General features: G+C 71.3%; 19 protein-coding genes. 10 read left to right on the forward strand and 9 right to left on the reverse strand.

The genetic code is table 11. The features are described 5' to 3' along the window. Positions 1-9: 9 nt before the first annotated feature. Both OHT57_RS03225 and OHT57_RS03230 read right to left on the reverse strand, forming a co-directional pair. Positions 10-1134: a sensor histidine kinase gene (locus tag OHT57_RS03225; protein WP_328744332.1), complete on the reverse strand. Its 1125-nt coding sequence runs from the start codon at positions 1132-1134 to the stop codon at positions 10-12. After that, positions 1127-1822, reverse strand: coding sequence for a response regulator transcription factor (locus OHT57_RS03230; protein WP_328744333.1), 696 nt, complete (start codon positions 1820-1822; stop codon positions 1127-1129). Before OHT57_RS03230 ends, OHT57_RS03225 begins: the two co-directional genes overlap by 8 nt. A 361-nt stretch (positions 1823-2183) precedes the next feature. Between OHT57_RS03230 and OHT57_RS03235 the strand changes: the two genes are divergently transcribed. After that, entirely contained in the window at positions 2184-3176 is a 993-nt protein-coding gene (locus tag OHT57_RS03235) for an endonuclease/exonuclease/phosphatase family protein (protein WP_443053587.1), read from the forward strand. A 16-nt stretch (positions 3177-3192) separates the two neighbouring features. Here OHT57_RS03235 and OHT57_RS03240 read toward each other — a convergent pair whose 3' ends face one another. Both OHT57_RS03240 and OHT57_RS03245 read right to left on the reverse strand, forming a co-directional pair. Further along, on the reverse strand, positions 3193-5220 hold the full coding sequence (locus tag OHT57_RS03240) for a S9 family peptidase (RefSeq protein ID WP_328744335.1): 2028 nt from the start codon (positions 5218-5220) through the stop codon (positions 3193-3195). Positions 5221-5332: 112 nt separating this feature from the next. Further along, positions 5333-5644: a helix-turn-helix domain-containing protein gene (locus OHT57_RS03245; protein ID WP_328744336.1), complete on the reverse strand. Its 312-nt coding sequence runs from the start codon at positions 5642-5644 to the stop codon at positions 5333-5335. Between the two features lie 279 nt (positions 5645-5923). Here OHT57_RS03245 and OHT57_RS03250 point away from each other — a divergent pair, with 279 nt between their 5' ends. Both OHT57_RS03250 and OHT57_RS03255 read left to right on the forward strand, forming a co-directional pair. Beyond that, complete coding sequence (locus tag OHT57_RS03250) at positions 5924-7045, forward strand: glycoside hydrolase family 53 protein (RefSeq protein WP_328744337.1); 1122 nt, start codon at positions 5924-5926, stop codon at positions 7043-7045. Between the two features lie 155 nt (positions 7046-7200). Continuing rightward, positions 7201-8601: a cytochrome gene (locus OHT57_RS03255; protein WP_328744338.1), complete on the forward strand. Its 1401-nt coding sequence runs from the start codon at positions 7201-7203 to the stop codon at positions 8599-8601. Between the two features lie 88 nt (positions 8602-8689). Here the strand turns inward: OHT57_RS03255 and OHT57_RS03260 are convergent, their stop codons facing one another. The 3 genes from OHT57_RS03260 to OHT57_RS03270 form a co-directional block, all read right to left on the reverse strand. Further along, the gene (locus OHT57_RS03260) at positions 8690-9358 is read right to left on the reverse strand and encodes a YceI family protein (RefSeq protein ID WP_328744340.1); all 669 of its coding nucleotides are present in this window, start codon (positions 9356-9358) and stop codon (positions 8690-8692) included. A 74-nt stretch (positions 9359-9432) separates the two neighbouring features. After that, a complete protein-coding gene (locus OHT57_RS03265; protein WP_328744341.1) occupies positions 9433-11058 on the reverse strand; it encodes a solute symporter family protein in 1626 nt (541 codons plus the stop codon). Beyond that, positions 11052-11282, reverse strand: coding sequence for a DUF485 domain-containing protein (locus OHT57_RS03270; protein ID WP_328744342.1), 231 nt, complete (start codon positions 11280-11282; stop codon positions 11052-11054). Before OHT57_RS03270 ends, OHT57_RS03265 begins: the two co-directional genes overlap by 7 nt. Positions 11283-11986: 704 nt before the next feature. Here OHT57_RS03270 and OHT57_RS03275 point away from each other — a divergent pair. The 6 genes from OHT57_RS03275 to OHT57_RS03300 all read left to right on the forward strand — a co-directional run bounded on the left by OHT57_RS03275 (position 11987) and on the right by OHT57_RS03300 (position 22284). Next, positions 11987-13528: an acyl-CoA carboxylase subunit beta gene (locus OHT57_RS03275; protein WP_328744343.1), complete on the forward strand. Its 1542-nt coding sequence runs from the start codon at positions 11987-11989 to the stop codon at positions 13526-13528. Between the two features lie 47 nt (positions 13529-13575). Then, a complete protein-coding gene (locus OHT57_RS03280) occupies positions 13576-15306 on the forward strand; it encodes a fatty acyl-AMP ligase (RefSeq protein ID WP_328744344.1) in 1731 nt (576 codons plus the stop codon). Beyond that, on the forward strand, positions 15303-19262 hold the full coding sequence (locus OHT57_RS03285) for a type I polyketide synthase (protein WP_328744346.1): 3960 nt from the start codon (positions 15303-15305) through the stop codon (positions 19260-19262). The genes OHT57_RS03280 and OHT57_RS03285 overlap by 4 nt, the downstream gene beginning before the upstream one ends. Before the next feature lie 22 nt (positions 19263-19284). Next, positions 19285-20208 carry an alpha/beta hydrolase gene (locus OHT57_RS03290; RefSeq protein ID WP_328744347.1) on the forward strand — a complete coding sequence of 308 codons (924 nt, stop codon included), beginning with the start codon at positions 19285-19287 and terminating at the stop codon, positions 20206-20208. Between the two features lie 122 nt (positions 20209-20330). Further along, positions 20331-21563 (forward strand): helix-turn-helix domain-containing protein, encoded by a 1233-nt coding sequence (locus OHT57_RS03295; protein ID WP_328744348.1) that lies wholly within the window; start codon positions 20331-20333, stop codon positions 21561-21563. Positions 21564-21642: 79 nt separating this feature from the next. After that, positions 21643-22284, forward strand: a complete 642-nt coding sequence (locus OHT57_RS03300) for a cutinase family protein (protein WP_328744349.1) — start codon at positions 21643-21645, stop codon at positions 22282-22284. A gap of 59 nt (positions 22285-22343) precedes the next feature. Here OHT57_RS03300 and OHT57_RS03305 read toward each other — a convergent pair whose 3' ends face one another. Both OHT57_RS03305 and OHT57_RS03310 read right to left on the reverse strand, forming a co-directional pair. Continuing rightward, a complete protein-coding gene (locus tag OHT57_RS03305; protein ID WP_328744351.1) occupies positions 22344-24056 on the reverse strand; it encodes a hypothetical protein in 1713 nt (570 codons plus the stop codon). 96 nt (positions 24057-24152) lie between these two features. After that, positions 24153-25112, reverse strand: a complete 960-nt coding sequence (locus OHT57_RS03310) for a helix-turn-helix transcriptional regulator (protein WP_328744352.1) — start codon at positions 25110-25112, stop codon at positions 24153-24155. Positions 25113-25326: 214 nt separating this feature from the next. On the opposite strand from OHT57_RS03310, the gene OHT57_RS03315 reads away from it, so the two are divergent. After that, the gene (locus tag OHT57_RS03315; RefSeq protein ID WP_328744353.1) at positions 25327-25698 is read left to right on the forward strand and encodes an ANTAR domain-containing protein; all 372 of its coding nucleotides are present in this window, start codon (positions 25327-25329) and stop codon (positions 25696-25698) included. The last annotated feature ends 173 nt before the right edge of the window (positions 25699-25871 follow it).

Consider the following 25871-nt stretch of genomic DNA (forward strand, 5'->3'; position numbering starts at 1 on the left):
TGCGACGAGTCAGCGGAATGCGGGCGCGTCGGTTTCCGCAGGCATCACGGGAAGTTCCACGGTGATGCGGATCCCGCCGGCGGAGCGCGGGGTGAGGGTGAGTGTTCCGTCGTGTGCGTGCGTGATGGTTTTGACGATGGCCAGGCCGAGGCCGACGCCCGCGTGGTCGGTGCGTACGCGTTCCGTGCCGCGCCGGAAAGGCTCGGTGAGGGTCGAGACCAGGGCCGGGGTGAGTTGCTCGCCGGTGTTCTCCACCGTGAGCACCGCGACCCCGGGGCGGACACCGGTGGTGATCCACACGGTGCCCTGTCCGGGCAGGTTGTGGACGATCGCGTTGTGCACGAGGTTCGTGGTCAGCTGTTGCAGGAGCGCCGGCGATCCGGTCGTTGCAGTGATGTCGCCGCGGGTCTCCAGGGTGACGCCGTGCTTCTCCGCGAGGGGGAGAAGGGTTTCGGCGGCTTCTTCCGCCATGAGGGACAGGTCGACGTGTTCCCGGGTGAAGGACCGTTGTTCGGCTCGGCCGACCAGGAGCAGTGCCTCGGTGAGGTCGATCGCGCGGGAGTTGACGACGTGGAGGCGCTCGACGAGTTCGCCGGTGTCGTGGTGCGGATCGGCGCGGGCCACGTCGAGGAGCGACTTCGAGACCGCCAGCGGGGTGCGCAGCTCGTGCGAGGCGTTGGCGGCGAATCTCCGCTGTTCGGCGACGTGGGCTTCGAGCCGGGCGAGCATCGCGTCGAAGGCGTCGGCGAGTTCGCGGAACTCGTCGTTGCGGCCCCGCAGCCGAATCCGGTGGGAGAGTGATCCGCCCGCGGCGGTGCGGGTGGCGTCCTTGATGCGGGTCAGGGGAGCGAGCATGCGGCCGGCGAGGATCCACCCTCCCACGAGGCCGAACACCAGCAGGAACGCCATCACCACGGCTGCCCTCGGCGCGAAGACCTCCAGGAGGGCGGACCGGATGGGGAAGACACCACCCGTCGGTCTGTCGTCGGGGTTGATGAGCATCGCGCGGTCGGGGACGTACCGGAGGAGGAAAATCCATACGGCTGCGAGCAGCAGGGCGCCGGCGAGCATCAGGAATCCGGCGTAACTGAGAGTGAGCTTGAGGCGAACGCTCAGCCCGGGCGTTCTATCCACGGTCCCCTCCTTCGTGTTCGGCCTCCGGGTGCGTGCCGATGCGGTAGCCGACGCCCGGCACCGTGGTGATGACCCAGGGTTCGCCGAGGCGTTTGCGCAGTGCCGAGACGGTGATGCGCACGGCGTTGGTGAACGGGTCGGCGTTCTCGTCCCATGCGCGTTCCAGGAGGACTTCGGCGCTGACGACACCACCCTCGGCGGCGACGAGGACCTCCAGGACGGCGAACTGCTTCCTGGTCAGTGCGACGTAGCGGCCGTCCCGGTAGACCTCTCTGCGGAACGGGTCCAGACGCAGACCGGCGATCTCCCGCACCGGCGGCCGGTTATGGGCACGTCTGCGGTCGAGCGCCCTGAGCCGCAGCGCGAGTTCCCGCAGTTCGAAGGGTTTCGTGAGGTAGTCGTCGGCGCCGAGTGCGAACCCGGAGGCCTTGTCGTCGAGACGGTCGGCCGCGGTGAGCATGAGGATCGGCATACCGCTGCCGGAGGCGACGATGCGTTCGGCGATCTCGTCACCGGAGGGTCCGGGCACGTCACGGTCGAGGACGGCGATGTCGTAGGCGTTGATGCTCAGCAGCTCCAGAGCGGTGTCGCCGTCGCCCGCGAGGTCGGCCGCGATGGCTTCCAGGCGCAGGCCGTCGCGGATGGCTTCCGCCAGATAGGGCTCGTCCTCGACGATCAGCACACGCATGCCGTCGATGCTACGAGCCGGCACATATCGTCGACATATCGAAAACCGCATACGCACCGGCAACACCACACCGCGTCGACTGGCGGTATGCCTCAGACCCCACCCTCAGCACGGGCAACGCCCCGCCGGATCCGCCGGCCCCTGGTCCTCGTTCCCACCGGCACTGCGGACTGCGCCCAGAAGCCGTCTTTCACGGCTACCCGCGCCTGTATGGCGACCCCACCCAGGACCCCGGGGTGCGACAGTGCCCAGCGGTGAACGAGGACCCACGCTGACGCAGGTGGACACGGCGGAGCCCGGACAGCACGACGTCGGCCACCCGGACACCGGCTCCAGGACCTGGGACGCGGACATCCGCCGGGTGATCCGCAACGCCTCCCGGCCGGGGCCGTGGCAGCGCGGCCCGGTGCTCGCGGCGCTGGCACTGCTGCTGGGCCTGCTCATGCTGCTGCACGCGAGGATCACGGACGTCGGAGGCCTCGGCAGCCTGGTGGAGACCTTCCTGCCGTGGTTCGGCCTGTTCGTCCCGGTGCTCCTCGCCGGGGCCCTGTGGCGCCGCTCCGCCTCCGCTGTGGCCGCGCTGCTGCTGCCGCTCCTGGTGTGGCTGAACCTCTTCGGCGGGCTCCTCGTCGACAAGTCCCACTCGGGCGGCGACCTCGTCGTGGTCAGCCACAACGTCGGCGCCGACAACCCCGACCCGGCCGGCACGGCCCGCGACCTCGCCGCCTCCGGGGCGGACCTGCTGGCCCTGGAGGAGATCACCCCGCAGGCCGCGCTCACCTACGAGAAGGAGCTGGCGAAGGCGTACCGGTACCACGCGGTCAGGGGCACGGTCGGACTGTGGAGCAAGCTGCCGTTGTCGGACACCCGGACGGTGGACGTCGCGATGCTGGGCATGGCCGGGCCACTGGCGCAGGACCTGTCGGCCGACGAGAGGGCCGCCACGCCCCGCGCGCTGCGCACCACGGTGACCACGGACAAGGGGCCGCTGGCCGTGTACGTGGCCCATCTGGGGTCCGTGCGGGTCATGCCGAGGAACGGCTTCTGGACCAGTCAGCGCGACGCCGGCGCCGACGACCTCGGCAAAGCCCTGGCCGCCGAGCGGAACCAGCGGGTGGTGCTGCTCGGCGACCTGAACGGCACCACCGACGACCGCGCCCTCGCCGGCATCACCTCGCGGCTGCGCTCGGCCCAGGACGCTGCCGGGGACGGTTTCGGCTTCAGCTGGCCGGCGACGTTCCCGGTGGCGCGGATCGACCAGATCCTGGTCCGCGGAGTACGGCCGGAGAGCTCGTGGGTCCTGCCGGCCACCGGCAGCGACCATCGTCCGGTGGCGGCCGGCATCAGCTGGTGAACCCGGCCGGCCGAGGTCACAGGAGCGGTGGTCGCCGCCACTGCGCACCCAGGACATGGTGGTCGAGGAAGTTCAGTGCCGTCTCGTACAGGAGGCCCAGGTGGTGCGGGGCCTCGACACCGTGGCTCTCCTCCGGGAAGTACAGGAACTTGGCGGGCACGCCCTGGCGTTGGAGGTCGTGGTGCAGGGCCAGGGACTGACCGACGGGCACCCGGTAGTCCTTGCCGCCGTGCACGATCAGCGTCGGTGTCGTCAGGTTCGCCACGCCGAGGTGGGGTGAGTCGGCGTCGTAGCGTTCACGCATAGTGCGCGGGTCGCCGTAGATCTTCCGGAAGTACGAGTGCATGTCGGTGTCGCCCTGGAAGGCCTCCAGGTTCCACATCCCGGCGTGCGAGACGAGGGCCCGGAAGCGGTCGGTGAGGGTCGCGGTGCGGTTGGCGAGATAGCCGCCGAAGGAGAAGCCGGCCAGGGCCGTCCGGGTCGCATCGAGGTCGGCACGGTCCAGTGCGGCGTCGGTCAGCGCGATGACGTCGCTGTAAGGCCGGCCACCGTACCGGCCCCGGCCCCGTTCCTGCATGCGTTGGCCGTATCCGCTGGACAGGGCCGGGTCGGGCAGCAGTACGGCGTAGCCGCGGGCCGCGAACGGCCACGGGTTCCACTGCCAGGGCCAGCCGCTCCAGGACCCCTGGGGGCCGCCGTGCACCGCGACGAGGAGCGGTGCCGGGTGTTCGGCCCTGGCGCCCTCGGGCAGGACGAGCCAGCCGCGCAGTGCGAAGCCGTCGTCCCCGGTCGTGTGCACCTCGGTCAGGGTGCCGGGAAGGGTGCCGAGGTCGCCGAGTGGCCTGAGGGAAACGGGGTGTTGGTCGGCGGTGGCAGCGTCCAGGCGGACCGCCTGCGGTGGGCTGTCGAGGGTGCTGCGCAGCGCGTAGAGCGTGGCTGCGTCGGGCGTCACGCAGAGGGAGGTGTAGGCGCCGGAGGCGGTGAGACGGGTGACCGTGCCGTCCGGGTCGAGGCGGAAGATGGGGCAATGGCCCCGTTCGTCGCCGGTGAACCACACCGTGGCGTCCCCGGGTATCGGCGAGGGAATCGCCCTTCCCGGCCAGGGCCAGTTGTCGAAGTCCGGCAGGAGGTCGGTCTCCTCGCCGGTCACGGGGTCGAAGGCGACGAGGGTGACCCGCCACTCGCTGTCGTAGGTCTCCTCTCGTTGGCGTTGGCAGATCAGGCGGGTGCCGTCGGCGGTGAACACCGGGCGGTAGTACTGGTGGCCCGGTCGGGACAGGGCGTGGCGCTCCCCGCCGGTGGCCGCGTCGGCGATCACGACGGTGTTCGTGTCCGGGGCGCTACCGGTCGGGGCCCGGGTGTAGGCGACCACCGTCGCGTCCGGCGAGAGGGCCATGTCCCCGCCGCCTGCGAGGCCTTGGCCGCCGGCGTCGACCGGCGGGGCGTCCGGGTGGAGGAGGAAGGTGTGCGGTTCGCCGGGGCCGAGGTCCACGCCGTCGGCGCGGGTGGGAGTCGTCTCGTGCAGGACCGCGCTGACGGCGGACCGGCGACGCTGCTGGAGGAGGTCGCCGTGTGTCCGGGCGTCAACGGTGCCCGGGAGCAGAGCGGCCGAGTAGGCGAGTGTGGCGGAGCGGGCGGCTGCGGTGAACGCGGTGACACCGCCGGGGTGGTGGGCGATCCGCTCGGCCTCACCGTTCTCGGAAAGGGCCCACACCGAGGCTCCCGGCGAGTCATGGCTCTCCCGGTCGGAGAGCAACAACAGGGTGCCGGCGAACTCCGGGGCCCGGTCGCCCTGGACGGACCCGGCCACGGGGCGGGACTCCCGCTCCCCGGCCGGGTCCACCTCCCACAACTCCGACACATACCGGCTGCCCTCGTGGCCGAGCCGCTGCACGGACGCGACCAGACGGGTCCCGTCGGGCGCGAGGGTCAGTCCGGTCAGGCGCGGTTGCTCGATGAGGCGGTGGTGGAAGGTGCTCGGGTTGTCGACCATGGTGGTCATCCTGCCCGTGGTGATCCAGGCGGCGAACCCGATCGCGGTCACGAACGCGTACTCTCCGCACCGGCTGCCGAGAACCACCACGACCTCGTCGACCCACGCCTCGTCGAGCGCGGCCCGGAACCGGCGGGCAGGGCGTCGATCGCGTCGAAGCCGGTCAGGCTCCGCCGTCCTGGACGGCGGCGGGGCCTGCGGCGTCGGCAGGGCTGCCGGGGACCCGGCGGCGCCGCGCGGGCAGCGTCTCGATGGCCCGGGTGGGTCCGGCCAGGAGGTCGAGCGGATCGATGCCGTAGTGCACGGCGACGGCGTCGCAGTACGCCAGGCTCCAGACGGCGGTGCCGGACTGACGGCGGCTCACCTGAGCCTGGCTCACGCCCAGGGCGCCGGCCAATTCCGTCTGCGACTCCCCGGTCGCGTGCAGGAGGGCGGCCACCGCCGATCGCACCCGCTCGTCAAGCGTCGTCCGCATGGCGTGGAAGTTACCACTCCAAACGCACCTGCTATGCGTTACACGCATAGCGTGCATGACGAGGCGGGGGCTGCCGGCAGCCGGCCTCATCGCCGAATTCTGTGTACGTACACAACCATCCTGCACACCATTCAAGCTTCTAACCTCGACGAAATACAGCTGACACACGTATTTACAGTGACTGGCACCTCTCCTACTGTGATCGTTCACAGACCCATCCCCACATGCGCATGTCAGGCCAGTCCCGACGTAGCGCCGTCTCGATCAAAGGAGTTCGGGATGACCGTGAACGGTCCGCGCCGCATCGTGAAGGCCGCCATGCTGTTGGCCGCACTCGCTCTGCCCGCATCCCTGCTCACCACGCCCACCACCGCGTCCGCGGCCGGTTCGCTCACCATGCGCGGTGCCGACGTGTCGACCGCCCAGCGCGCCCTCGACCTCGGTGCCAAGTACTACGACGCGAGCGGCACGGCCAAGGACCCGCTGGACATCCTCAAGGGGCTCGGCGTCAACTACGTCCGCCTGCGGGTGTGGAACAACCCGGCCAGCGGCTACAACAACAAGGCCAAGGTGCTGTCGTACGCGAAGCAGGTGAAGGCCAAGGGGCTGAAGCTGCTCGTCGACTTCCACTACTCCGACACCTGGGCGGACCCCGGCAACCAGAACAAGCCCGCGGCGTGGGCCGGCCACAACATCAGCCAGCTGCAGACCGACGTCTACAACTACACGTACGACGTCTGCAACAGCCTCAAGTCGCAGGGCACCACCCCGGACAGCGTCCAGATCGGCAACGAGATCAACGTCGGCATGCTGTGGAACGAAGGCAAGGTCGTCAACAACGACTTCACCAATCTCAGCCTGCTGCTCAAGTCGGGCTACAACGCGACCAAGGCATGCAACAGCGGCACCCAGGTGATCATCCACACCGCCGACGCCGACAGCGACGCGAACGCACGCTGGTTCTACGACGGCATCAAGGCCAAGGGCGTCAACTGGGACATCACCGGGCTGTCCTACTACTGCCCCTGGCACGGCACGATCGCCAACATGGGCAGCGTGGTGGCCGACGTGAAGTCCCGCTACGGCAAGGACGTGATCATCGCCGAGACGGCCTACCCGTTCACCTCGGCCAACGCGGACAGCACCGCCAACTCCATCACGACCGGCTGCTCGGGCTATCCGCTCTCGTGGCAGGGCCAGGCGGACAACTTCACCGCCGTGCAGAACGCCGCGCGCAGCAACGGCGCGATCGGGGTCTTCTACTGGGAGCCGACCTGGTACGCGGTGACCGGCAACGGGTGGGACCCGGCAGACATCAGCAACAGCGGCAACGGCTGGGACAACATGGCCGTCTTCAACTGGACCGGCAATGTGAACCCGAACATCAAGTGGACCCCATAACGGGCGACTTGAACCAGAACGGCACCGTCCCCGGGCGGTGCCGTTCGCCGCTCCTGTGACGTTCCGGAGGATCGGATCGGCAATCACCCCCCGCCATGGGGGCACCGCAGCGGGTGACATTACCCTGTGGTTCGCCTGACCGAGGGAAGGAAGCCATGGGGGTTCAACTGAACAGCGGGGCGACAGCCGATCACGGGTCGCTGGAGTCGATGAGCCTCGAGCCGCTCATGACCCGCGACTACGAACGAGATCCGGCGATCGTGTACGAGCGTCTGCGGCGGACCCACGGTCCGGTCGCGCCGGTCGACCTGCTGGGCGTGCCCGTCTGGCTCGTGCTGGGCTACGAGGAGGCACTGGAGGTTCTCCGCGACGACCACGCGTGGCCGAAGGGTCTTCAGAACTGGCGGGCGCGCAGGGAGGGCAGGCTGCCTGCGGACTGGCCGCTGGCGCCGTCGCTGGACGTCAACCACATCCTGATCCAGGGCGGTGAGGGGTACCGCGGGCTGAAGGTGGCCTGGGACACCGCGCTGCGGCCGTTCCAGGACCCCCGGCACCCCGTGGCCAAGCAGCTCAAGGCGCGCATCACCCGTGACGCCGACGAGCTGATCACCCTGTTCACCCAGGGCGGGCGCACCGGGTGGGCGGATCTGTCGGCGCAGTTCTCGCGGCCGCTGCCGCTGATGGTCGCCAGTCATCTGCTCGGCTTCCCTGGCTCGCAGCACGACGACGCGCTGATGGACATGTGGCGGGTGCTGGACGCGGGACCGGACGCGGGGCCCGCCCTGGAGCGGCTGCTGGCCACGCTGTCGGAGTTGGGCGAACTGAAGATGAAGGAGCCCGGCGACGACTTCCCCTCCTATCTGCTCGCCTCCCATCCCTGCCTGAGCGTCGAGGAGTTGTCGCGCGAGCTGATGATGCTGCTGGGGATGACGTCGGACCACGTGGGCATCCTGATCTCCAACACCGTCGTCGAGGTCATCACCGGGAACATCCCCGCGAGCGCCAGCCTGTCGGCGGGGCTGATCAGGGAGACCATGAACCGGGTGGTGATGCAGAAGCCGCCGCTGATCAACTTCGTCCCGCGGTTCCCGGTGGCCGACATGCGGCTCGGTGGGTACACCGTCGCGGCGGGCGATCCGGTGTGGGTGTCGGTCGGTGCCGCGCACGCGGACCCGGCGTTCGCCGAGAAGGTCTGTCCCGAGTCGGCCATCAGCACGCGGGCGCATCTGTCCTGGGGTGCCGGTCCGCGGCAGTGTCCGGCCCGGGAATTGGCCGGTGGTGCGGCGGCGATCGGGGTGAGCAGACTCTTCGAGCGGCTGTCCGGCATGGAGTTGTCGCTGCCCGTGGACCAACTGCCGTGGCGATCCTCGCCCTTCATGCGGGGGCTGCGGTCGCTGCCGGTGCGGTACACGCTCTCGGACGCGCCGGCCCTGCCGGTGTCCCCTCCCCACCCCCGCCCCGACACGGCCGCCGGTTCCGTCCCGGCCCACGAGAGCGCGGTACGGCCGCGTTCGTCGCTGTGGCGTTACCTGGCGGGGCTGGTGCGCGGGCGGTGACACGGTCCGGGAACGTGATCCGGAAACGCCGGAGCGGGCCACGGCCTCGGACGAGTTCGTGGCCCGCTCGGTGCGACGGTGGGGCCGGTCAGCCCGCCGGGGGCGTGCGGATCGCGGCGATGTCGAACTGGAGGCGTACTTTCTCGCTGACCATGGCACCGCCCTCGGCGAGCTTGGTGCTGTAGGTCAGGCCCCAGTCGGAGCGGTTGATGGTGGTGGTGCCGTCGAAGCCGGCCCGTTGGTAGCCGAAGGGGTCGGTGACATGGCCTATGTAGGTGAGTTCCAGCACGACGGGGCGCGTGGTCGATTTGATGGTGAGGTCGCCGGTCATGCGGTACACGTCGGGCCCGGCGACCTCGACGGCGGTGCTGGCGAACCGCATGCGCGGATAGGCCGCGGCGTTCAGGAAGTCACGGCCCACGAGGTGGCCGTCCCGCTGTTCCACGCCGGTGTCGACGCTGCCGGTGGAGATGATGATCTCCGCCTTCGAGCGGGACGGGTCGCGGCCGTCGAAGTACAGACGGCTCTGGTACTCCAGGAACGCCCCGCGCACGGTGGTCACCATGGCATGGCGTACGGAGAATCCGATCCTGCTGTGGGCGGGGTCGATGGCCCATTCCCCGGTCAGGGCCGCCATTCCGGGGTCCGGAAGGACGGCTGTGGCAGTGGCCGACGACCCGGTGGGGGGCTGGGCGCCGGCGGCGGGTTCCGTGCGGTCGGCGCGACGGAACGGGGTGCCACGGTTGAACAAGTTCATGCATCACCTAATTACTGCACGGGAGTTGTCCCCGCAAGCCATGATCCGCCGTCGACGAAATATCCACGCATTCGTCACACGTTTTCCTGAAGACGCGAGGAAATCGGCTGGTCGGCCCCTACAAGGGCACGCACTTCGAAGTCCTCGTATGTCTCCTTTGTTTCGGGACGGCTGAGTATCGAACCGAGCCAGCCGAGGGCGAACCCGGCCGGGATGGAGACGATTCCGGGATTCTGCAAGGGAAACCAGGCGAAATCGGCGTCCGGGTAGAACGAGGCGGGCGCCGAGGAGACGACCGGGGAGAGGACGACGAGCAGGACGGAACAGAGCAGTCCCCCGCAGAGGCTGAGAAGGGCGCCCTGTGCGGTGAAGCGCCGCCAGAACAGGCTGTAGACGAGGGTGGGGAGGATCGCGGACGCGGCGATGGCGAAGGCGAGGAAGGCGAGGGTGGCGGAGTTGGCGCCCCAGGAGATCAGGGCGAGCAGCATGCCGAGCACGCCGATGATCACAGCGGCGAGGCGGGCCACGGCCAGCTCTTCCGTCTCGGTGGCCCTGCCCTTGCGGATCACCTCGCCGTAGAGGTCGTGGGCGAGTGAGGAGGCGGCGGCCAGGGTGAGGCCCGCGGCGACCGCCAGCAGGGTGACGAAGGCGAGGCAGGACAGCAGGGCGGTCAGGACGGCGCCGCCCAGCTCGTGCGCCAGCAGGAGCACGGCGGCGTTGCCCGTACGGTCCTTCTGCGCGATGGTGTCGCCGCCCAGGGCGGCGGCCGCGCCGAGCCCGAGGATGCCCGCGGCCAGGCAGACGAGGCTGACCAGGCCCATGGCCCACACCACCGAGGTACGCAGGACATCGACCGACTTCGGGGCGAGCAGCCTCATCATCACGTGCGGAAGAGCGGCGAGGCCCAGCACGATGGCCAACTGGAGGCTGAAGAAGTCGAGTTTGCTGGTGGCGCTGGCGCCGTAGCGCAGCCCGGGCTCCAAAAACCGCGCCCCGTGCCCGCTGTTGTCCGCGGCGGCGGCGAGCAGGTTCTCGAAGTTCCAGTCGAAGCGGTGGAGCACCATCACCGCGGTCACGGTGACGCCGAAGATGAGCATGACCGCCTTGATGACCTGGATGAAGGTGGCTCCCGGCATCCCTCCGATGGCCGCGTAGACGATGACGACGGTGCCGATGACAATGACGCACAGGGTGCGGGTGGCGACGCTGGGCTCACCGGTGAACTGCGTCAACAAAGCGACGCTGCCGACGAGTTGGGCGACCAGATAGAGGGTGGTGATGACCAGGGTGCACAGCGCCAGGGCGAGCCGGACCGGCCGCTGCATCCGCGACAGGCGGACCGCCAGGGTGTCACCGAGGGTGAACTTGCCGGTGTTGCGCAGGGGTTCGGCGATCAGCAGCAGGACCATCATCCAGGCGACCGCGGTGCCACACAGGTAGAGCAGTCCGTCGTAGCCGGTCAGGGCGACCAGGCCGGTGCTGCCCAGGAGGGTCGCGGCCGACAGGTAGTCGCCGCACATCGCCAGCCCGTTGCGCAGCGGGGACATGGTGCGGTCGCCGAGGTAGAACTCGCCGATCTCGTCGCGTTGGGGCGCGGTCAGCAACGCGGTGAACAGGGTCACGACGACGACCGACAGGAAAAGCACGAACGTCAGCTGCAGGCTGAGGCGGTCCGTGACGGACGCGCCGAGCGTCACCACGGGCGGAACCCCTCACCGCGGGGGGCCCTGCGCGCCTCGAATGCCGCGCGTTGGTGTTCCGCGCTCTCTTGGTGGCGGACCAGGCCGCGCAGCCCGCGGACCACCGGGGTGACGTGGGTGCGCATGTGCACGAGGTACCGCCACACGATGACGCCCATCAGCACGAACTGCCCAAGTCCCAGGGCCAGGCCGATCGTGAGGTGGCCGCTCAGGGAGGTGTTCATCAGGCCGGGCAGGAAGCCGGACGTAGAGCAGGAATCCGCCGACGGCCAGGACGGTGGCCCGGACGCCGAACCGGCGGTGGGTGCGGCGGAGCGACTGATAGGCCGGTTCCCGGGACACCGTCTGCCGGTCCACCGGTTCGGTGCCTGGTGGGTAGGGGGGCCGCGATCCGCCGAGTCCCGTGGAGTGCCGTGACACATGCACCTTCTTTACTGCCGCGCCGGTCGTCGCCACAAAGGCACGCCGGAGTCATGCACGGAGCGGACTTGTGGGGGGCGCCAATCCGGAATTCGCGTGATTCGCACTTCGTGCTCGACGACGAGCCCCGCAGGGCGGCCGGCCGGTAGGTCGAGAGGGACGACGAGGTCAGGACCGGGATTGTTGCAGCGCCCCCGTTGAACTATCAACCGGCCGGTCGAACCGAATCGACGGCCTGACTCATTCACATGCTTCGATACATGTACTCGCCATCGCACAGCCTGCGAAAAGGCCGACCTGCGGATTAGGTCTGCACCTTCTCTCCGGCCAGGTTGTCTCAAATGCAGCGCACAGGCGACGCCTTGGCCGTATCCGGGCTCTTGTCACCCACGGAGCAAGGCCGGCCCCTCGGGACTCACCTCACGCAAACAGAACCGTGTTCTGCTCGACACACCTCGGGGCGCTGCCATATTCGAAGGCCACTTCGGAGGTGGTTGTGACACTTGAGGTGACCTCGACGCGTCTGCCCGACCGCACCGCCGACCGCGTCCTCGCGCTCGAAGCCCGCCGGGCCCAGGCCCTGGCCGGGAACGGGCCGAGGAGACGGGGCACGTTCGGCGCCCGCGAGCGGATCGAACTGCTGCTGGACACCGGATCGTTCACCGAGACCGGCCTGTTCGTGCGGGCCCGCCCGACCGGGGACGGTGCCCGCCGCCCCTACGGGGACGGCGTGATCACCGGGTACGGCACGGTCGACGGCCGTCCCGTGTGCGTGTTCGCCCAGGACTCCACGGTCTTCGGCGGCAGCATGGGCGAGGCCTTCGGTGAGAAGACCGTGGCCCTCATGGACCTCGCCATCCGGACGGGGTGCCCGGTCATCGGGCTCAACGACGGTGGCGGCGCCCGCATCCAGGAGGGCGTCGTCTCCCTCGCTCTCTACGCCGAACTGGTGCGCCGCAACGTCCAGGCGTCCGGGGTGATCCCGCAGATCTCCGTCATCCTCGGCCCCTGCGCGGGCGGCGCCGCCTACTCCCCCGCCATCACCGACTTCACCGTGATGGTGGACGGCGCTTCGCACATGTTCGTCACCGGGCCCGACGTCATCGCGGCGGTCACCGGGGAGCGCACCAGCGCCGAGGACCTGGGCGGCGCCCGCACCAGCAACACCGTCAACGGCAACGCCCACTTCCTCGCCGCCGACGAGGCGGAGGCCCTGGACACCGTTCGGGACCTGCTGTCCTACCTGCCCGTCAACAACCTGGAGCGACCCCCGCAGTACGCCCCCGTACCGCCGCCGGCCGACGCGGGGCTGGACGAGATCGTGCCGGACCGGCTCGGGCAGGCCTACGACATGCGGGACATCCTGCGGGCGGTCGTCGACGGCGGTGATCTCATGGAGATCCAGGAGCTGTTCGCGCCGAACATCATCTGCGCGCTGGCGCTGGTCGAGGGCGCGCCCGTCGGGGTCGTCGCCAACCAGCCGCTGCACGCGGCCGGGGTGCTGGACATCGACGCCTCCGAGAAGGCCGCGCGGTTCGTACGGTTCTGCGACGCGTTCGGCATTCCCCTGCTGACCTTCGCCGATGTGCCGGGGTATCTCTCCGGGGTCCGTCAGGAGCAGGCCGGGATCATCCGGCGCGGCGCCAAGCTGCTGTACGCGTACGCCGAGGCGACCGTGCCGAAAGTGACGGTGGTGGTGCGCAAGGCGTACGGCGGCGGATACGCGGTGATGGGCTCCAAGCACCTGGGCGCCGACATCAACCTCGCCTGGCCCACCGCACGGATCGCGGTGATGGGCGCCGAGGGGGCGGTGGGCGTCCTGCACCGGCGTGAACTGGCCGCCGCCGACGACCCGGAGGCACTGCGGGCCCGTCTCGTCGACGCGTACGAGAGCACCTACGGCACGCCCTATCTCGCCGCCGAACGCGGGTACGTCGACGCCGTCATCGCCCCGCACGACACCCGCGACCACATCTGCCGTGCCCTGCGCGCGCTGCGCGGCAAGCGTGCCCCGATGCCGGAGCGCCGGCACGGCAACATCCCGCTCTGACCCGCACCCCGGCCAGCCGAATCCCGCGATGTGAGGAGCCGTACCCGATGCAGAGCCGCCGCCCCCCGCTCGCCCCCGCGTTCCGCAGCCTGCCGCAGTACGTGCGGCACTGGGCCGAAAGCACTCCCGAACGCCGGGCGTTCACCTTCGTCGACCATCCCGCCCCGCACTCGCGCGGTGTCCACCGCACGCTGACCTGGCGCCGACTGGACGTGCGGGTAAAGGCGGTGGCCGCACGGCTGGCCGAGGAGGCCGAGCCCGGGTCGCGGGTCGCGCTGCTGTGCCCCCAGGGTCTCGACTACGTCACCGGGTTCCTCGGCGCGCTCGCCGCCGGCCTGGTCGCCGTACCGATGTATCCGCCCGGTCTGACCGGACACGGCGACCGGCTGTCGGCCGTCCTGGCCGACGCCCGTCCAGCCGTTGTCGTGACGACCGGTCATCTCCTGCACGAGGTCGAGGATGTGTGCGCCGGCAGCTCCGCGCGGTTCGTCGCCGTGGACCAGGTGCCCGACAGCGCCGCCCGGGAACTGCCCCCGGTCGACGGCGAGATCGCCTACCTCCAGTACACCTCGGGGTCCACGCGCACCCCGGCGGGCGTGGAGATAGGACACGCCAACGTCGTCGCCAACGCCCGCCAGGCGCTGGGCGCCTACGGGGCCGACGTCCGTCCGGCGACCTGTGTGGGCTGGCTGCCGCTCTACCACGACATGGGGCTCGTCCTGAGTGTCGCCGCCCCGGTCGTGCGGGGGCTGCTGTCGGTGCTCATGGACCCGGTGGCCTTCCTGCACGAACCCGCGCGCTGGCTGCGCCTGTTGAGCGCACACCCGGGAGCGCTGAGTGCGGCGCCCAACTTCGCCTACGACTACTGCGCCTCGGTGGTGACCGACGCGCAGAAGGCGGATCTGCGACTGGACAAGGTCCTTGCGCTGATCAACGGCAGCGAGCCGGTCCGCCCCACCACGGCCGACCGGTTCCAGGCCGCGTTCGCCGGACAGGGGCTGGTCGCCGAGACGCACTGTCCGTCGTACGGGCTCGCCGAGGCGACGGTCTTCGTCAGCGCCGCCCCGCCCGGAAAGCCGCCTCGCCGGTTCACGCTGGACCGGGACGCCCTCACCGAGGGCAAGGCGCTGCCCGCGCGGCCCGACGACCCCCGGGCCGTGCTGCTGGCCGGCTGCGGTGCCCCGGCGGGGCAGCGGGTGCGGATCGCCGATCCCGTGTCCCGTGCCGTCCTGTCCGAGGGGGAGGTCGGCGAGATCTGCGTGCAGGGCCCCAACGTGGGGCGCGGCTACTGGAACCGGGAGGAGCAGTCCCGGCGCGTCTTCGGGGCCACCCTCGCCGGGACTCCCGGCGGCTGGCTGCGCACCGGCGATCTGGGGACGGTCCTGGAGGGACAGCTGATCGTCACCGGGCGGCTCAAGGACCTCATCGTCATCGACGGCCGCAACCACTATCCGCAGGACCTGGAGGCCACCGTCCAGGAAGCGCATCCGGCGGTGCGGCGCGACCGGCTCGCCGCGTTCGGCGTGGCGGGCGGGGCCAGTGAGCGGGTGGTCGTGGTGGCCGAGCACGCGCGGACGACGAGCCTCGCCGAGATCGACGTACCGGCTCTGGTGCGGGGCGTGCGCTCGGCCGTTTCGGGGCGGCACGGGGTGCGGCTCGCCGATGTCGTCGTCGTCGCGCCGGGCACCGTGCCGCGCACATCGAGCGGCAAGGTGGCCCGGGCGCTGACACGGGAGCGGTATCTGGCGGGCGCCTACGCGGTGGGCGGTGCCGCGTGAGGCCTGTGGACGCGGGTGCGGTGCGCCGGCTGGTCGTGGAGCGGGTCGCCGCCTGGACCGGTACGACCGCCGAGGAGGTGCCGACGGACCGGCCGTTGGCGGATCTCGGCATGTCCTCGCGGGAGGCCGTCGTCCTGGCGGGTGAGCTGTCCCGGCTGACGGGCCGGGAACTGCCCGCGACGTTGCTGTGGGAGGCGCCCACCGCGGACGCACTGGTGGCTCTCCTGTGCCGGACGCCGCCTCGGACCGTCCCGGCACCGGTCCGGGAGGCGCCCGGACCGGCGGCTGCCGGTGAGCCCGTCGCCGTCATAGGCCTCGGCTGCCGCCTCCCAGGCGGCGTCCACGGCCCGTCCGACTACTGGCGGCTGCTGACCGACGGCGTCGACGCGATCCGCCGGGTCCCCGAGGACCGGTGGCGCGACTTCACCGCGTTTCCGCCAAAGGACGCGCTCGCGTACGGCGGCTATCTCGACGACATCGCCGGGTTCGACGCGGACTTCTTCCGGATCAGCCCCCGCGAGGCGGCCGTGATGGACCCGCAGCAGCGGATCCTCCTGGAGGTCGTCCACGAGACGCTCGCCCACGCCGCCGTCCCGGCCGCCTCCCTCGCGGGCACCGCCACCGGTGTCTTCGTCGGGGTCTGCGCCCCGGAGTACGGCTCGCTCACCGGCGCCGACCCGGCCGCCGTCGACCCCTGGGCACCGGCGGGCGGGGCGCTGAGCGTGACGGCGGGCCGGCTGAGTTACGTGCTGGACACCCGTGGGCCGAGCATGGCCGTGGACACCGCCTGCTCGTCCTCGCTGGTCGCCGTGCACCACGCCTGTGTGAGCCTGCGCACCGGCGAGAGCGACGCGGCGATCGCCGCGGGCGTCAACCTGCTGCTCTCCCCCACCGTCACCGTGGCGTTCGGGCGTGCGGGCGCCCTCGCGCCGGACGGACGGTGCAAGCCATTCTCGCCGGACGCCGACGGCATCGGACGCGGCGAGGGCTGCGCCGCCGTGCTGCTGAAACGGCTGTCCGACGCCGAGCGGGACGGTGACCGTGTCCTCGCGGTCATCCGGGCCACCGCCGTCAACTCCGACGGCCGCTCCAACGGCCTCCTGGCGCCCAACCCCGCCGCCCAGCAGGCCCTGTTGAGCACCGCCTGCGCGCGGGCCGGACTCATCCCCGCCCACATCGACTACGTCGAGGCGCACGGCACCGGCACCCCGCTCGGCGACCCGATCGAGGCGGGCGCCCTCGGCGCGGTACTCGGTGCGGGCCGCGACCCCGACCAGCCGCTGCTGCTCGGCTCGGTGAAGTCGAACCTGGGGCACCTGGAGTCCGCCGCGGGCATCGCCGGGCTCGTGAAGACGGTGCTCGCCCTGCACCATGACGTCATCCCGCCGTCCCTGCACTGCTCCGAGGGAAGTGTCCTGGACGACGCACGGCTGCGGGTGGTGTCCGAGGCCGAGCCGTGGCCGCGCTACAGCGGTTCCGCCACCGCCGGGGTCTCCGGGTTCGGGTTCGGCGGCACCAACGCCCATGCGGTGCTGGAGGAATGGCGGCCCGAGGTGCTGCCCGCGCGTCCGGCCGAGGAGCCCGGCGCCCGGCTTCACCTCCTGTCCGACCTGGACGAGGAGCGGCTGCGGGACACCGCGGCCCGGCTCGCCGACTGGGTCCGCGCAGCCGCCGCACATCCCGACGACGTGGCGCGCACGCTGGCCGGCCGGGTCGGCCGCGGGAGTGTGCGGGCCGCGGTGGTCGCGCGGAACCGGGCGGAACTCGCGGACGGGCTGGACGCGTTGGCGCAGGGCCGCCCGCACACGCGGGTGGTGACCGGAGAGCGTGATCGGGCCGGGCGCGGGCCGGTGTGGGTGTTCTCCGGGTACGGCAGCCAGTGGGCCGGGATGGGACGCCGGCTGCTGGCCGACGAGCCCGCGTTCGCCGCCGCTGTGGAGAAACTCGACGCGGAGTGCGGGCTGTCCCTGTACGACCACCTCGTGTCCGGGAGCGATCTCGACCGGCTGGAGGTGTCCCAGCCCGTGCTGTTCGGACTCCAGGTGGCGCTCGCCGAGTTGTGGCGGTCCTACGGTGTCGAGCCCGCCGCCGTGATCGGCCACTCCCTGGGCGAGGTGGCCGCCGCGGTGTGCGCGGGCGCCCTGGACGTGTCGGACGGCGCCCGGATCGTCGCCGTACGGGCCCGGCTGCTCAGTGGACTGCAGGGCGGGGCCATGGCGGTCGTCGACCTCGACGACGGTGAACTCGACGCTCTGGCACGGGACTTCCCCGGTGTGCACGTCGCCGTACACTCCTCGCCCGGCCAGAAGGTCGTCACCGGTGAGGAGGGCGCGGTGGCGCGGCTCGTGCGGTGGCTGGAGCGGGAAGGGCGGGCGGCTCGGTCCATGCGGGTCGTCGGCGCCGGGCACTCGCCCCAGGTCGAGCCGCTGCTGCCGGAGTTGACCGCTTCCCTGGCCGACGTCGCAGGCAGAGCGCCGCACGTGCCCGTCTACTCCACCGTCCTGGACGACCCGCGCGCCGACAGTGTCTTCGACGCCGCGCACTGGGCCGCGAACCTACGGCGGCCCGTACGGCTGGACCGGGCCGTCGCCGCGGCCGCCGCCGACGGCCACAACGTCTTCGTCGAGATCTCGCCCCACCCGGTCCTGGCCCGGGCCATCACCGACACCGCACCCGGCGCCGTCGCGATCGGCACGCTCGGGCGGGACGCCGACACCGGCGCCGACTTCCTCGCCCGGGTGGGGGCGCTGTACTGCGCGGGCGGCCGGCTGCCGCTCCCGCCCGGGCGGGTCATCGATCTGCCCGCGCCTCGCTGGAAGCACGTGCGCCACTGGTGGACGGACGGGCGGGCCGCGGTGCCCGCCAAGGCTCCGGGTGAGCGAGCGCGGGCCGGTGAGGTGCAGGCGGGTGCAGACACCTCGGTCGCCGCCCTTGTGTGCCGCCACATCACCGCCGTCACCGGTCATCCCACCGGCCGTGTCACTCCCGGCACCGCGCTGGCCGACCTCGGTCTGGACTCCCTGATGGCGGTCCGGATCCGCTCCGCCCTGGAATGCGAGTTCGCCGTCGAGCTGCCCCTGCGCGACCTGCTCGGCGCCACCACCGTCGAGGACGTGGCCGGCCGCCTCCGGCCGGCTCCGCCCACGGCCCCGACACGCCCTCTCCGCGCCACCGGCTCCCTGCCGCCCCTGTTCCTCGTGCACGCCGCCGGCGGAACGACGGACGTCTACCGCGCGCTCACCGAACGTCTGGGCGGCGACCGGCCCGTGCACGGTCTCGAACGCCTCGAAGACGCCCGCACGGTGACCGAGAAGGCCCGCCGCTACGCCGAGGCCGTCACCGCCGTCCACCCCGACGGGCCCTGCCTGCTGGGAGGCTGGTCCTTCGGCGGCTTCGTCGCCCAGGAGACGGCACGGCACCTGACCGCCGCGGGACGGGACGTGCAGCTCGTCGTGCTGATCGACTCCGTACGGCCGCTCCCCCGGCCCGACCTCACACCGGCCGACCGAACCCGCGCCCACTTCGAGGGCTTCGCCCACCACGTCCACGACGCCTACGGGGTCCGGCTGGAGCTGCCGTACGACGAACTCGTCGCGATGGACGACGACGCCGAGCGCATCGACACCGTGCTGCGGATCCTGCGCACGACCGCCGACGTGCCGCCCGCCGCCCTGCAGCACCAGCGCGCCTCCTACCTGGACCTGAGGATCGGTGAGACTCACCCGCCGGGCCGGTACGACGGGCCGGTGGTCCTGTACCGGGCCACGGAGCCCGCCCCGCACACCGTGCGTGATCCCGCCTACGAACGCGACGACGAGGCACTGGGCTGGGACGAGGTGTGCCCGCGCCTGACCGTCGTGCCGGTCACGGGACACCACCTGTCGCTGCTCGACCCGCCACACGTCGACGAGATCGCCGCCCATCTGGGGCGCCGGCTCGCCGAAGGGACCCGCTGAACGTGATCCGAGGAGAGCCGCCATGCACCGTCGCACCACCGGAGTGTCCCGACGTACCGTCACCAAGGCCGCGGCAGGTGCCGGCCTCGCCGCCCTGTTCGGCGCCCGGACCGCCTCGGCGCTCGGGGCCCGCACCATCGACGTGTCCGTGCCCTCCGCCGCCCTGGGCCGCAGCGCGCCGGTACGGCTGATCCTGCCGACGGGGTTCGACAGCCAACCCTCGCGCACCTACCCCGTGCTCTATCTGCTGCACGGGGCCCACGACGACTACACGTCCTGGACCCGCGAGACGGACATCGAGGCCTTCACCGCGGACCGTGACCTGATCGTGGCGATGCCCGACGGGGGACCCACCGGGATTCCGACCGCCTGGCGCGGCGGACCCGACTACGAGACCTTCCAGCTGTCGGAGGTCCCGGCGCTGCTCGCCCGCAGCTACCGGGCCTCCGGCGTACGGGTCGTCGCGGGAGTGTCCACCGGGGGCTACGGCGCCATGGCACACGCGGCACGGCATCCGGGCATGTTCGCCGCGGCGGCCTCCTACAGCGGGATCCTCGACACCATGGCCCCCGGTGTCCCCACCCTGGTCGACGCCATCGTGGCCCGCGAGAACCTGGCCCCCGCCTCACTGTGGGGCAATCCGTTCCTGAACCTGCTCACCTGGCGCGACTTCAACCCGCGCGACCGTGCCCAGGGACTTCGGGGCACCGCCCTGTACGTCTCCAGCGGCAGCGGACTCGCGGGCGGCACCGGCGACTGGCTGCCCGAGGCGCTGGAGAGCGCCCTGTGGCCCTCCGCGCACAGTTTCACCGACATGCTCGCGCTGCTGCGCGTTCCGGTCACCGCCCACTTCTACTCGGGAGGCGGACACAGCTGGGCCTACTGGAAGCCGGAGTTCACCGCGTCATGGCCGATGCTCGCCCGTGGGCTGGGGGTGTCGGAGTGATGTCGGTCCCGTCGGGGCACGGAACGCAACGCAGGGGTCGTCCGTCCAACACGGGACTCACCCCGCGTCCCACGGGCAACAGCCCGCGGGTGAGCCGCTTCCGGGTGAAAGGAGGGCCCCCCTTGGCCACCCCCGCCCCGCACGGGCCCCCGAAGGGCTTCGGCGCCGCCCCGGTGCCGCCCGACCTGGCCGATCTGTTGCGTTCCCAGCTCGAGGAGGTCGCCGACGAGGTCGAGGAGGAGGTCCGCAGACAGGTTCCCGAGTACGCCCGGCCGGCCGACGGAACCTACCGCAAGCACCTCAGAGCCGGTGTGGTGCAGGCGCTGACCCTGTTCGTCGACCACATCGCCGACCCGCGCGGCCGCGGGGAGGCGATCGCGGCGACGTACTACGAACTCGGCCGCGGCGAGGCCCTGGAGGGACGCAGCCTGGACGCCCTGCAGTCCGCGCTGCGGGTCGGCGGGCTGCACGCCTGGCGGCTGATGGGCCGTACCGCGGAGGAACTCGGCCTGGACTCGGCGGTGGTCACGGCACTGGGCGAGCTCGCCTTCCGTACCGTGCACGAGGTCGCGGAAGCGGCCGCCGCCGGATACGCCGAGGCCCGGTCCCACAACACGGACGAGCTGGAGCGGCGGCGCAGACGTCTGCTGGACCTGCTGCTCGGCGAGGGACCGGTGGCGCAGGCGACGGTGCAGGATCTGGCGCACGGCGCCCGGTGGCAGGTACCGGGGCAGGTCGCGGTCGTCGCGCTGGCCGCCACCCCGGAGCAGCGGGAGGAGGACCGGCCGCTGGTCGCCGCGGGCGCGCTCGTGGACATGGAGTCCCGGCCACCGCGGATGCTCATCCCGGACCCGGAGGGCTCCGGGCACCTCGGGGGCCGGGCGTTCAGTCTCGCGCTGCGCGGGCGGCCGGCGGCGATCGGGCCGACGGTGCCGCTCACGGAGGCCGCCCGGTCGCTGCACTGGGCCGGCCGGGCCCTGGGGCTGATGGGGCGCGGGATTCTCCCCCGGCAGGGCGTGGTGCGCTGCGCCGACCACCTGTCGACCCTGCTGCTGCACAGCGACGAACCGATGCTCGACCACCTGCGCACGCGGGCCCTCGCCCCGCTCGAGTCCGTGTCGGAGGGGCAGCGCGAGCGTCTCGCCGAGACACTGCTGGGATGGCTGCTCAACGGCAGCAACGTCCCCGACGTGGCCGCCCGTCTCCATGTCCATCCGCAGACCGTGCGGTATCGGTTGCGTCAGCTGGAGAAGGTCTTCGGCGATGCCCTGCACGATCCGGGTTCCCGCCTGGATCTCATTCTGGCACTCACCACCGCACAAAAGAACGAAGAATTCCTGAATTCCCGTCCATAACACCGGGAACGGCCAAGCGAATACGTTCGGGTCATCCTTTCCACAGGCGTTTCACACGCCCCACCTTCAAAGGATCCCCATGCGAATTCGCTTGTGCCTCGCCGCACTCTCACTGGCCGGCGGGGCCACGGTGGCCACCGTCACCGCACCGGCCGCGAACGCCGCGACCTGCTCGGACATCGACGTCGTCGCCGCTCGCGGCACGTTCGAGCCGGGCACGCTCGGCGCGATCGTCGGCGACCCGGTGTTCTCCGCCCTCCAGAAGAAACTGACGGGCCGGAACCTCACCAGCTACAAGGTGAACTATCCCGCCGACCTTTCCCTCACGTCGGCCGCGCAGGGAAACTCGGACCTGGTGAATCACGTGAACAGCCAGGCTGCCGCCTGTCCCGGTCAGCGTTTCGTTCTCGTCGGCTATTCGCAGGGCGCGAACGTCGTCGACAACTCCATCGGCATCAGCAGCGCCGGCGCGGTGGTCGGCAGTCCCATCGTGGCGAGCATTCCGGCCGCGCTGGAGCCGAGGGTCGCCGCGGTGCTGCTGTTCGGCAACCCGATCCGCGCCCTTGGCAAGAGCGTCACCGGCACCTACCAGAGCCGCACCATCGACTTCTGCGCCACGGGCGACCCCGTCTGCGAGAACGGCGGGGGCGACGTGCTGGCGCACCTCGGCTACACGGCCGACGCCGACGCGGCGGCCACCTTCGCCGCGGGCAGGATCTGAACGAGCCGCACGCAGAAGGGCCCGGGAGGATTTCCTCCCGGGCCCTTCCTCCTGTGCGGCTACCGGGGCGCGCGGGCGAACTCGGTGAGCGCGGTGGACACCGGCTCGGGCCGGCCGTTGTTCTGGACCGGCGCCGCCGTCAGCACGTCGAGGTGCTGGTAGCCGTCGGCGACCACGGGATGCAGATCGGCGGGGACCCGGCCGGCGAGCAGTCCGTCGCCCGCCAGGACCGTCAACGTCGGGTTCGCGGTGAGCCCGTCGGGGTGCACGACGAGCCGCTTCACCTGCGGGGAGGTAGCCAGTTCCAGGTCGGTGACCAGCTTGGTCGGGAAGTACTGCTCGGTGAAGTCCAGCGGCTGCCCCGCCATGCTGCGCGCCAGCTCCTGGATGTCGGTGACCTCCTTGCCCGCCGCGGTGAAGGGCGTTCCGTCAGACGAGCGGTATCCGGGGTCGTCGGCATCGCCCACACGGTCGTAATCGCGCCATGTGTACAGCGGCCCGTGGGGCACGGCCGGGATGGCCTTGTACTCGGTGCCGAAGAGCCCGGGTTGTTGCGAACTCCCGTTGGGGGCAGGGAAGTTCTTGTCGGTGATCGGCCCTCCGTCGAAGAAGCCCACGCTGCTCTGGAGGAAGGCGAGCGGGACGGACTGGTCGTCCATCAGCGAGCCCAGTACCGCCTCGTTGGTGAGCCGGAAGTCCTTCACCGCGGGTGACCCGGCCAGGAAGGTCGCGGTGTCCTTGGAGAACAGGAAGCGGTTGGTGGTCTCGATGTTGGTGTTGGCCGGCAGATAGCTCGGCAGGTCGGCCTCGCCGCCCGGGTTCTGCACGGCGCCCACGCCCGCGATGGCGAGCAGGGTCATGGTCTCGGGGTTGAGCAGGACGGGCGCGGACAGCGAGCGCGGCAGCACTCCGCTGTCGAGTCCGGCCTGCACGACTCCGTAACCGAGGCCCACGTCGGGCAGGTTGGTGTCGCCGGGGATGCTGCCGCTCAGGTCGCCCAGCGATGTGGAGACGGTGGTGTCGAGGGCGAAGTAGCCGGCGCACTGGTTGTGGCCGGCGTCGGTGGTGGTGGCGGGGTTGCCGTCGAAGTCGGCGGCCGCGAAGTATCCGGTGATGACACCGCCGAGCGAGTGGCCGCCGCACAGCACCTTGTCCTTGCGGACGCCCTGGTCGGGCAACTCGGCTGCGAGGAGGTCGTATTCGTCGCGGACGGTCTGCTCGATGCCGAGTTTCGCCATCCACCCGAGCCGGTCGTTGCCGACGAACCCGGCGAAGGTGCGGCCCGCGACCTGCTTGCCGCGGTAGTAGTAGTCGACGGCGGTGTGCTGGTCGCCGGAGGCGATTCCGGTGGGATCCTCAAGGCAGTTGGAGCGCCGGTCCAGGGCCCAGAACTCGATGTGCCGGCCCTGTTCGGCGGCGCGGGTCACGGTGTTGCGGGCGACGCTGTCGAAGGCTCCGGCACCTTCCAGGATCCCTGGCTGGGCGACGAGGACCCGGTCGGCGTCGGCCGATGCCGCCGGGCCCGCCGAGGACCGGTAGCGCAGGTACGACAGCCAGTCGCACGCCGCCGGCCGCGTCCCGAACGACGCCGGCAGCGGTGCCTTCACCCGTACGACCGTCTCGGTCACGCCGTCGCTCGTCGTCACGGCTGTTTCAGTGCGCGCGCCGCCTGCCTGGGCGTCCGGGGACGCCACGGTGAACGCCCCGGTGGTCAGCAGCACCGCCAGCGCTGCGGTGCGCCACGTGCTTCCTCTGCTGCGACTCGAATTCATGCTGGGACCGTAGAGCGGCGCGAGCCCTGCTCCGGCTGGTTGCTCACAAGAACGCAGGGCCTCCCCGCCGCTTTGTCACCAGCCGCAGAGGGGACGTCAGCCGCCGTGCAGGGTACGGCGCGGCGGGCGGGCGTAGGAGTGCTGGTAGAGGGTGGCGAAGCGGCCCGGATGGTGGAAGCCCCAGCGGGCGGCGATGTCCGTGACGGTGGCGCCGTCCTCGGGATCGGCGGCCGTCAACGCGTCGTGGGCGTGGGACAGACGGACCGTGCGGAGGTGTTCCAGCGGGGTGCTGCCCAGGTGCCGGCGGAAGGCGTACTGCAGCGCGCGCACGCTGACATGGGCCGCCTCCGCGATGCCGGCGACGGTCAGGGGCTGGTCCGCGTGGTCGTCGATGTACGCGAGGGCGCGGCGCAGGGCGTCGGGGTGGGCGTCCTGGCGGTCGGCACCCGTGGGATCGGCGACCGCGGTGTTGGGGAAGGTCGCAAGGACCGTCGCGGCCAGGTGCTGGGCCGCGGTGGAGATGACCAGGGGCTGGTCGGCGACGGCGGGATCCGCCAGGACGTGGTCCCGCACATAGCGGATCGTCGCCCGCAGCCGGTCGCCCGCCGCGGCGCTGACCGGCCGGTGCCCGGTGAGCCGGACCGGTTCGGGGCGCCGTCCGTCCGCGGTCCCCGCGACCTGCGTGAGCAACGCGGGGTCCAGCATGGTGATGTTGTAGCGGGCCGCGCGGACCCGGCCCGCGTAGGACAGCTCCGGCGGGGCCAGGGACACCACGTCGCCGGGGCCGAAGGAGTCCGAGACGCCCTGGTAGACGTGGTCCTCGATGGTGCCGTCGTGGACGACGCACAGGCAGATCCGGCCGAGCGGGGCGACGGCGTAGCTCATGTCGAAGTCGAGGTGGAGCTCGTCGACGCTGACCGAGTCGACGGCGGTGCGCCGGACCCGCGCACGGCTGCTGTCCGGGGTGCCGTTGCCGATGTTCATCTTCGCGTAGGCGTGGCTGAGGAACTCCTCGGTGCGGTCCAGGTCGTCGCTGTCGAACATCAGCTTTTCCATGGCGGCCAGGTCCTTCCACTCGCAGCGCGGCTCCTCCCTGGCCTCGTACCCTCGAATGCCGAGATGCTGCCGGTGCGTGTTTCGTTTTCTGTCCTGGCAGGCCGCGAAGTGTGCGCCCACTGGCTCGCGCCGGATGGCCGGCGACGCGCAGGCTGGAGGGGAGGCGGCCGATGGAGTCGCCGTGCGGCAGGGGGAGAGGGCGACGGGGCTGCGCATGACGCAACGCGAAGAGTTGGTTGAGAAGATCGAAGAACTCCAGGAGGAAGTCGCCCAGCTCAGGCAGGCCCTTGTCTCGCATGCCGTCGTCGATCAGGCGATAGGCGTGGTCATGACCGTGAGCGGTCTGCGCTCCGAGCAGGGCTGGGAAGTACTGAGGACCGTGTCCCAGCGCACCAACACCAAGCTGCGCGACGTCGCCCTGCATGTCGTGCACTGGCCCGACGTCGGCAGCCTGCCCGCGGAGATCCGCCCGGCCCTGCGCATCGCGCTGGCCGAGGCGCACGCGATGTACGGGGGGCGGGCACTGGTGGGATCGGATGAGCTGTGCCGCAGGTACGGCGGTGTCCTCTCCGGTAAAACCCAGTGACGGTCCGCGGTTCCGCGGATACCGTCACTTCTGTGAAGGTCACCAGCTGTACCCACACCGCAGCCGCGCGAGCGACCAGCTCGCCGGCTGCCGACGCCTGACCTCATCCACTCCCCCGGCGGCCGGAAACGGACCGCCGGTGCAGGACCTCTGCTCGCCCCTCTGTTCCCGCG

It is taken from the genome of Streptomyces sp. NBC_00285, from assembly GCF_036174265.1.
Taxonomy (GTDB): domain Bacteria; phylum Actinomycetota; class Actinomycetes; order Streptomycetales; family Streptomycetaceae; genus Streptomyces.

Excerpts from the sequence above, each read along its gene's own strand:
- OHT57_RS03230 (WP_328744333.1), bottom strand. The coding sequence starts at position 1,822 with ATGCGTGTGCTGATCGTCGAGGACGAGCCCTATCTGGCGGAAGCCATC.
- OHT57_RS03245 (WP_328744336.1), bottom strand. The coding sequence starts at position 5,644 with ATGCGGACGACGCTTGACGAGCGGGTGCGATCGGCGGTGGCCGCCCTC.
- OHT57_RS03250 (WP_328744337.1), top strand. The coding sequence starts at position 5,924 with ATGACCGTGAACGGTCCGCGCCGCATCGTGAAGGCCGCCATGCTGTTG.
- OHT57_RS03255 (WP_328744338.1), top strand. The coding sequence starts at position 7,201 with ATGGGGGTTCAACTGAACAGCGGGGCGACAGCCGATCACGGGTCGCTG.
- OHT57_RS03260 (WP_328744340.1), bottom strand. The coding sequence starts at position 9,358 with ATGAACTTGTTCAACCGTGGCACCCCGTTCCGTCGCGCCGACCGCACG.
- OHT57_RS03270 (WP_328744342.1), bottom strand. The coding sequence starts at position 11,282 with ATGAACACCTCCCTGAGCGGCCACCTCACGATCGGCCTGGCCCTGGGA.
- OHT57_RS03280 (WP_328744344.1), top strand. The coding sequence starts at position 13,576 with ATGCAGAGCCGCCGCCCCCCGCTCGCCCCCGCGTTCCGCAGCCTGCCG.
- OHT57_RS03290 (WP_328744347.1), top strand. The coding sequence starts at position 19,285 with ATGCACCGTCGCACCACCGGAGTGTCCCGACGTACCGTCACCAAGGCC.
- OHT57_RS03300 (WP_328744349.1), top strand. The coding sequence starts at position 21,643 with ATGCGAATTCGCTTGTGCCTCGCCGCACTCTCACTGGCCGGCGGGGCC.
- OHT57_RS03305 (WP_328744351.1), bottom strand. The coding sequence starts at position 24,056 with ATGAATTCGAGTCGCAGCAGAGGAAGCACGTGGCGCACCGCAGCGCTG.
- OHT57_RS03310 (WP_328744352.1), bottom strand. The coding sequence starts at position 25,112 with ATGGAAAAGCTGATGTTCGACAGCGACGACCTGGACCGCACCGAGGAG.
- OHT57_RS03315 (WP_328744353.1), top strand. The coding sequence starts at position 25,327 with ATGACGCAACGCGAAGAGTTGGTTGAGAAGATCGAAGAACTCCAGGAG.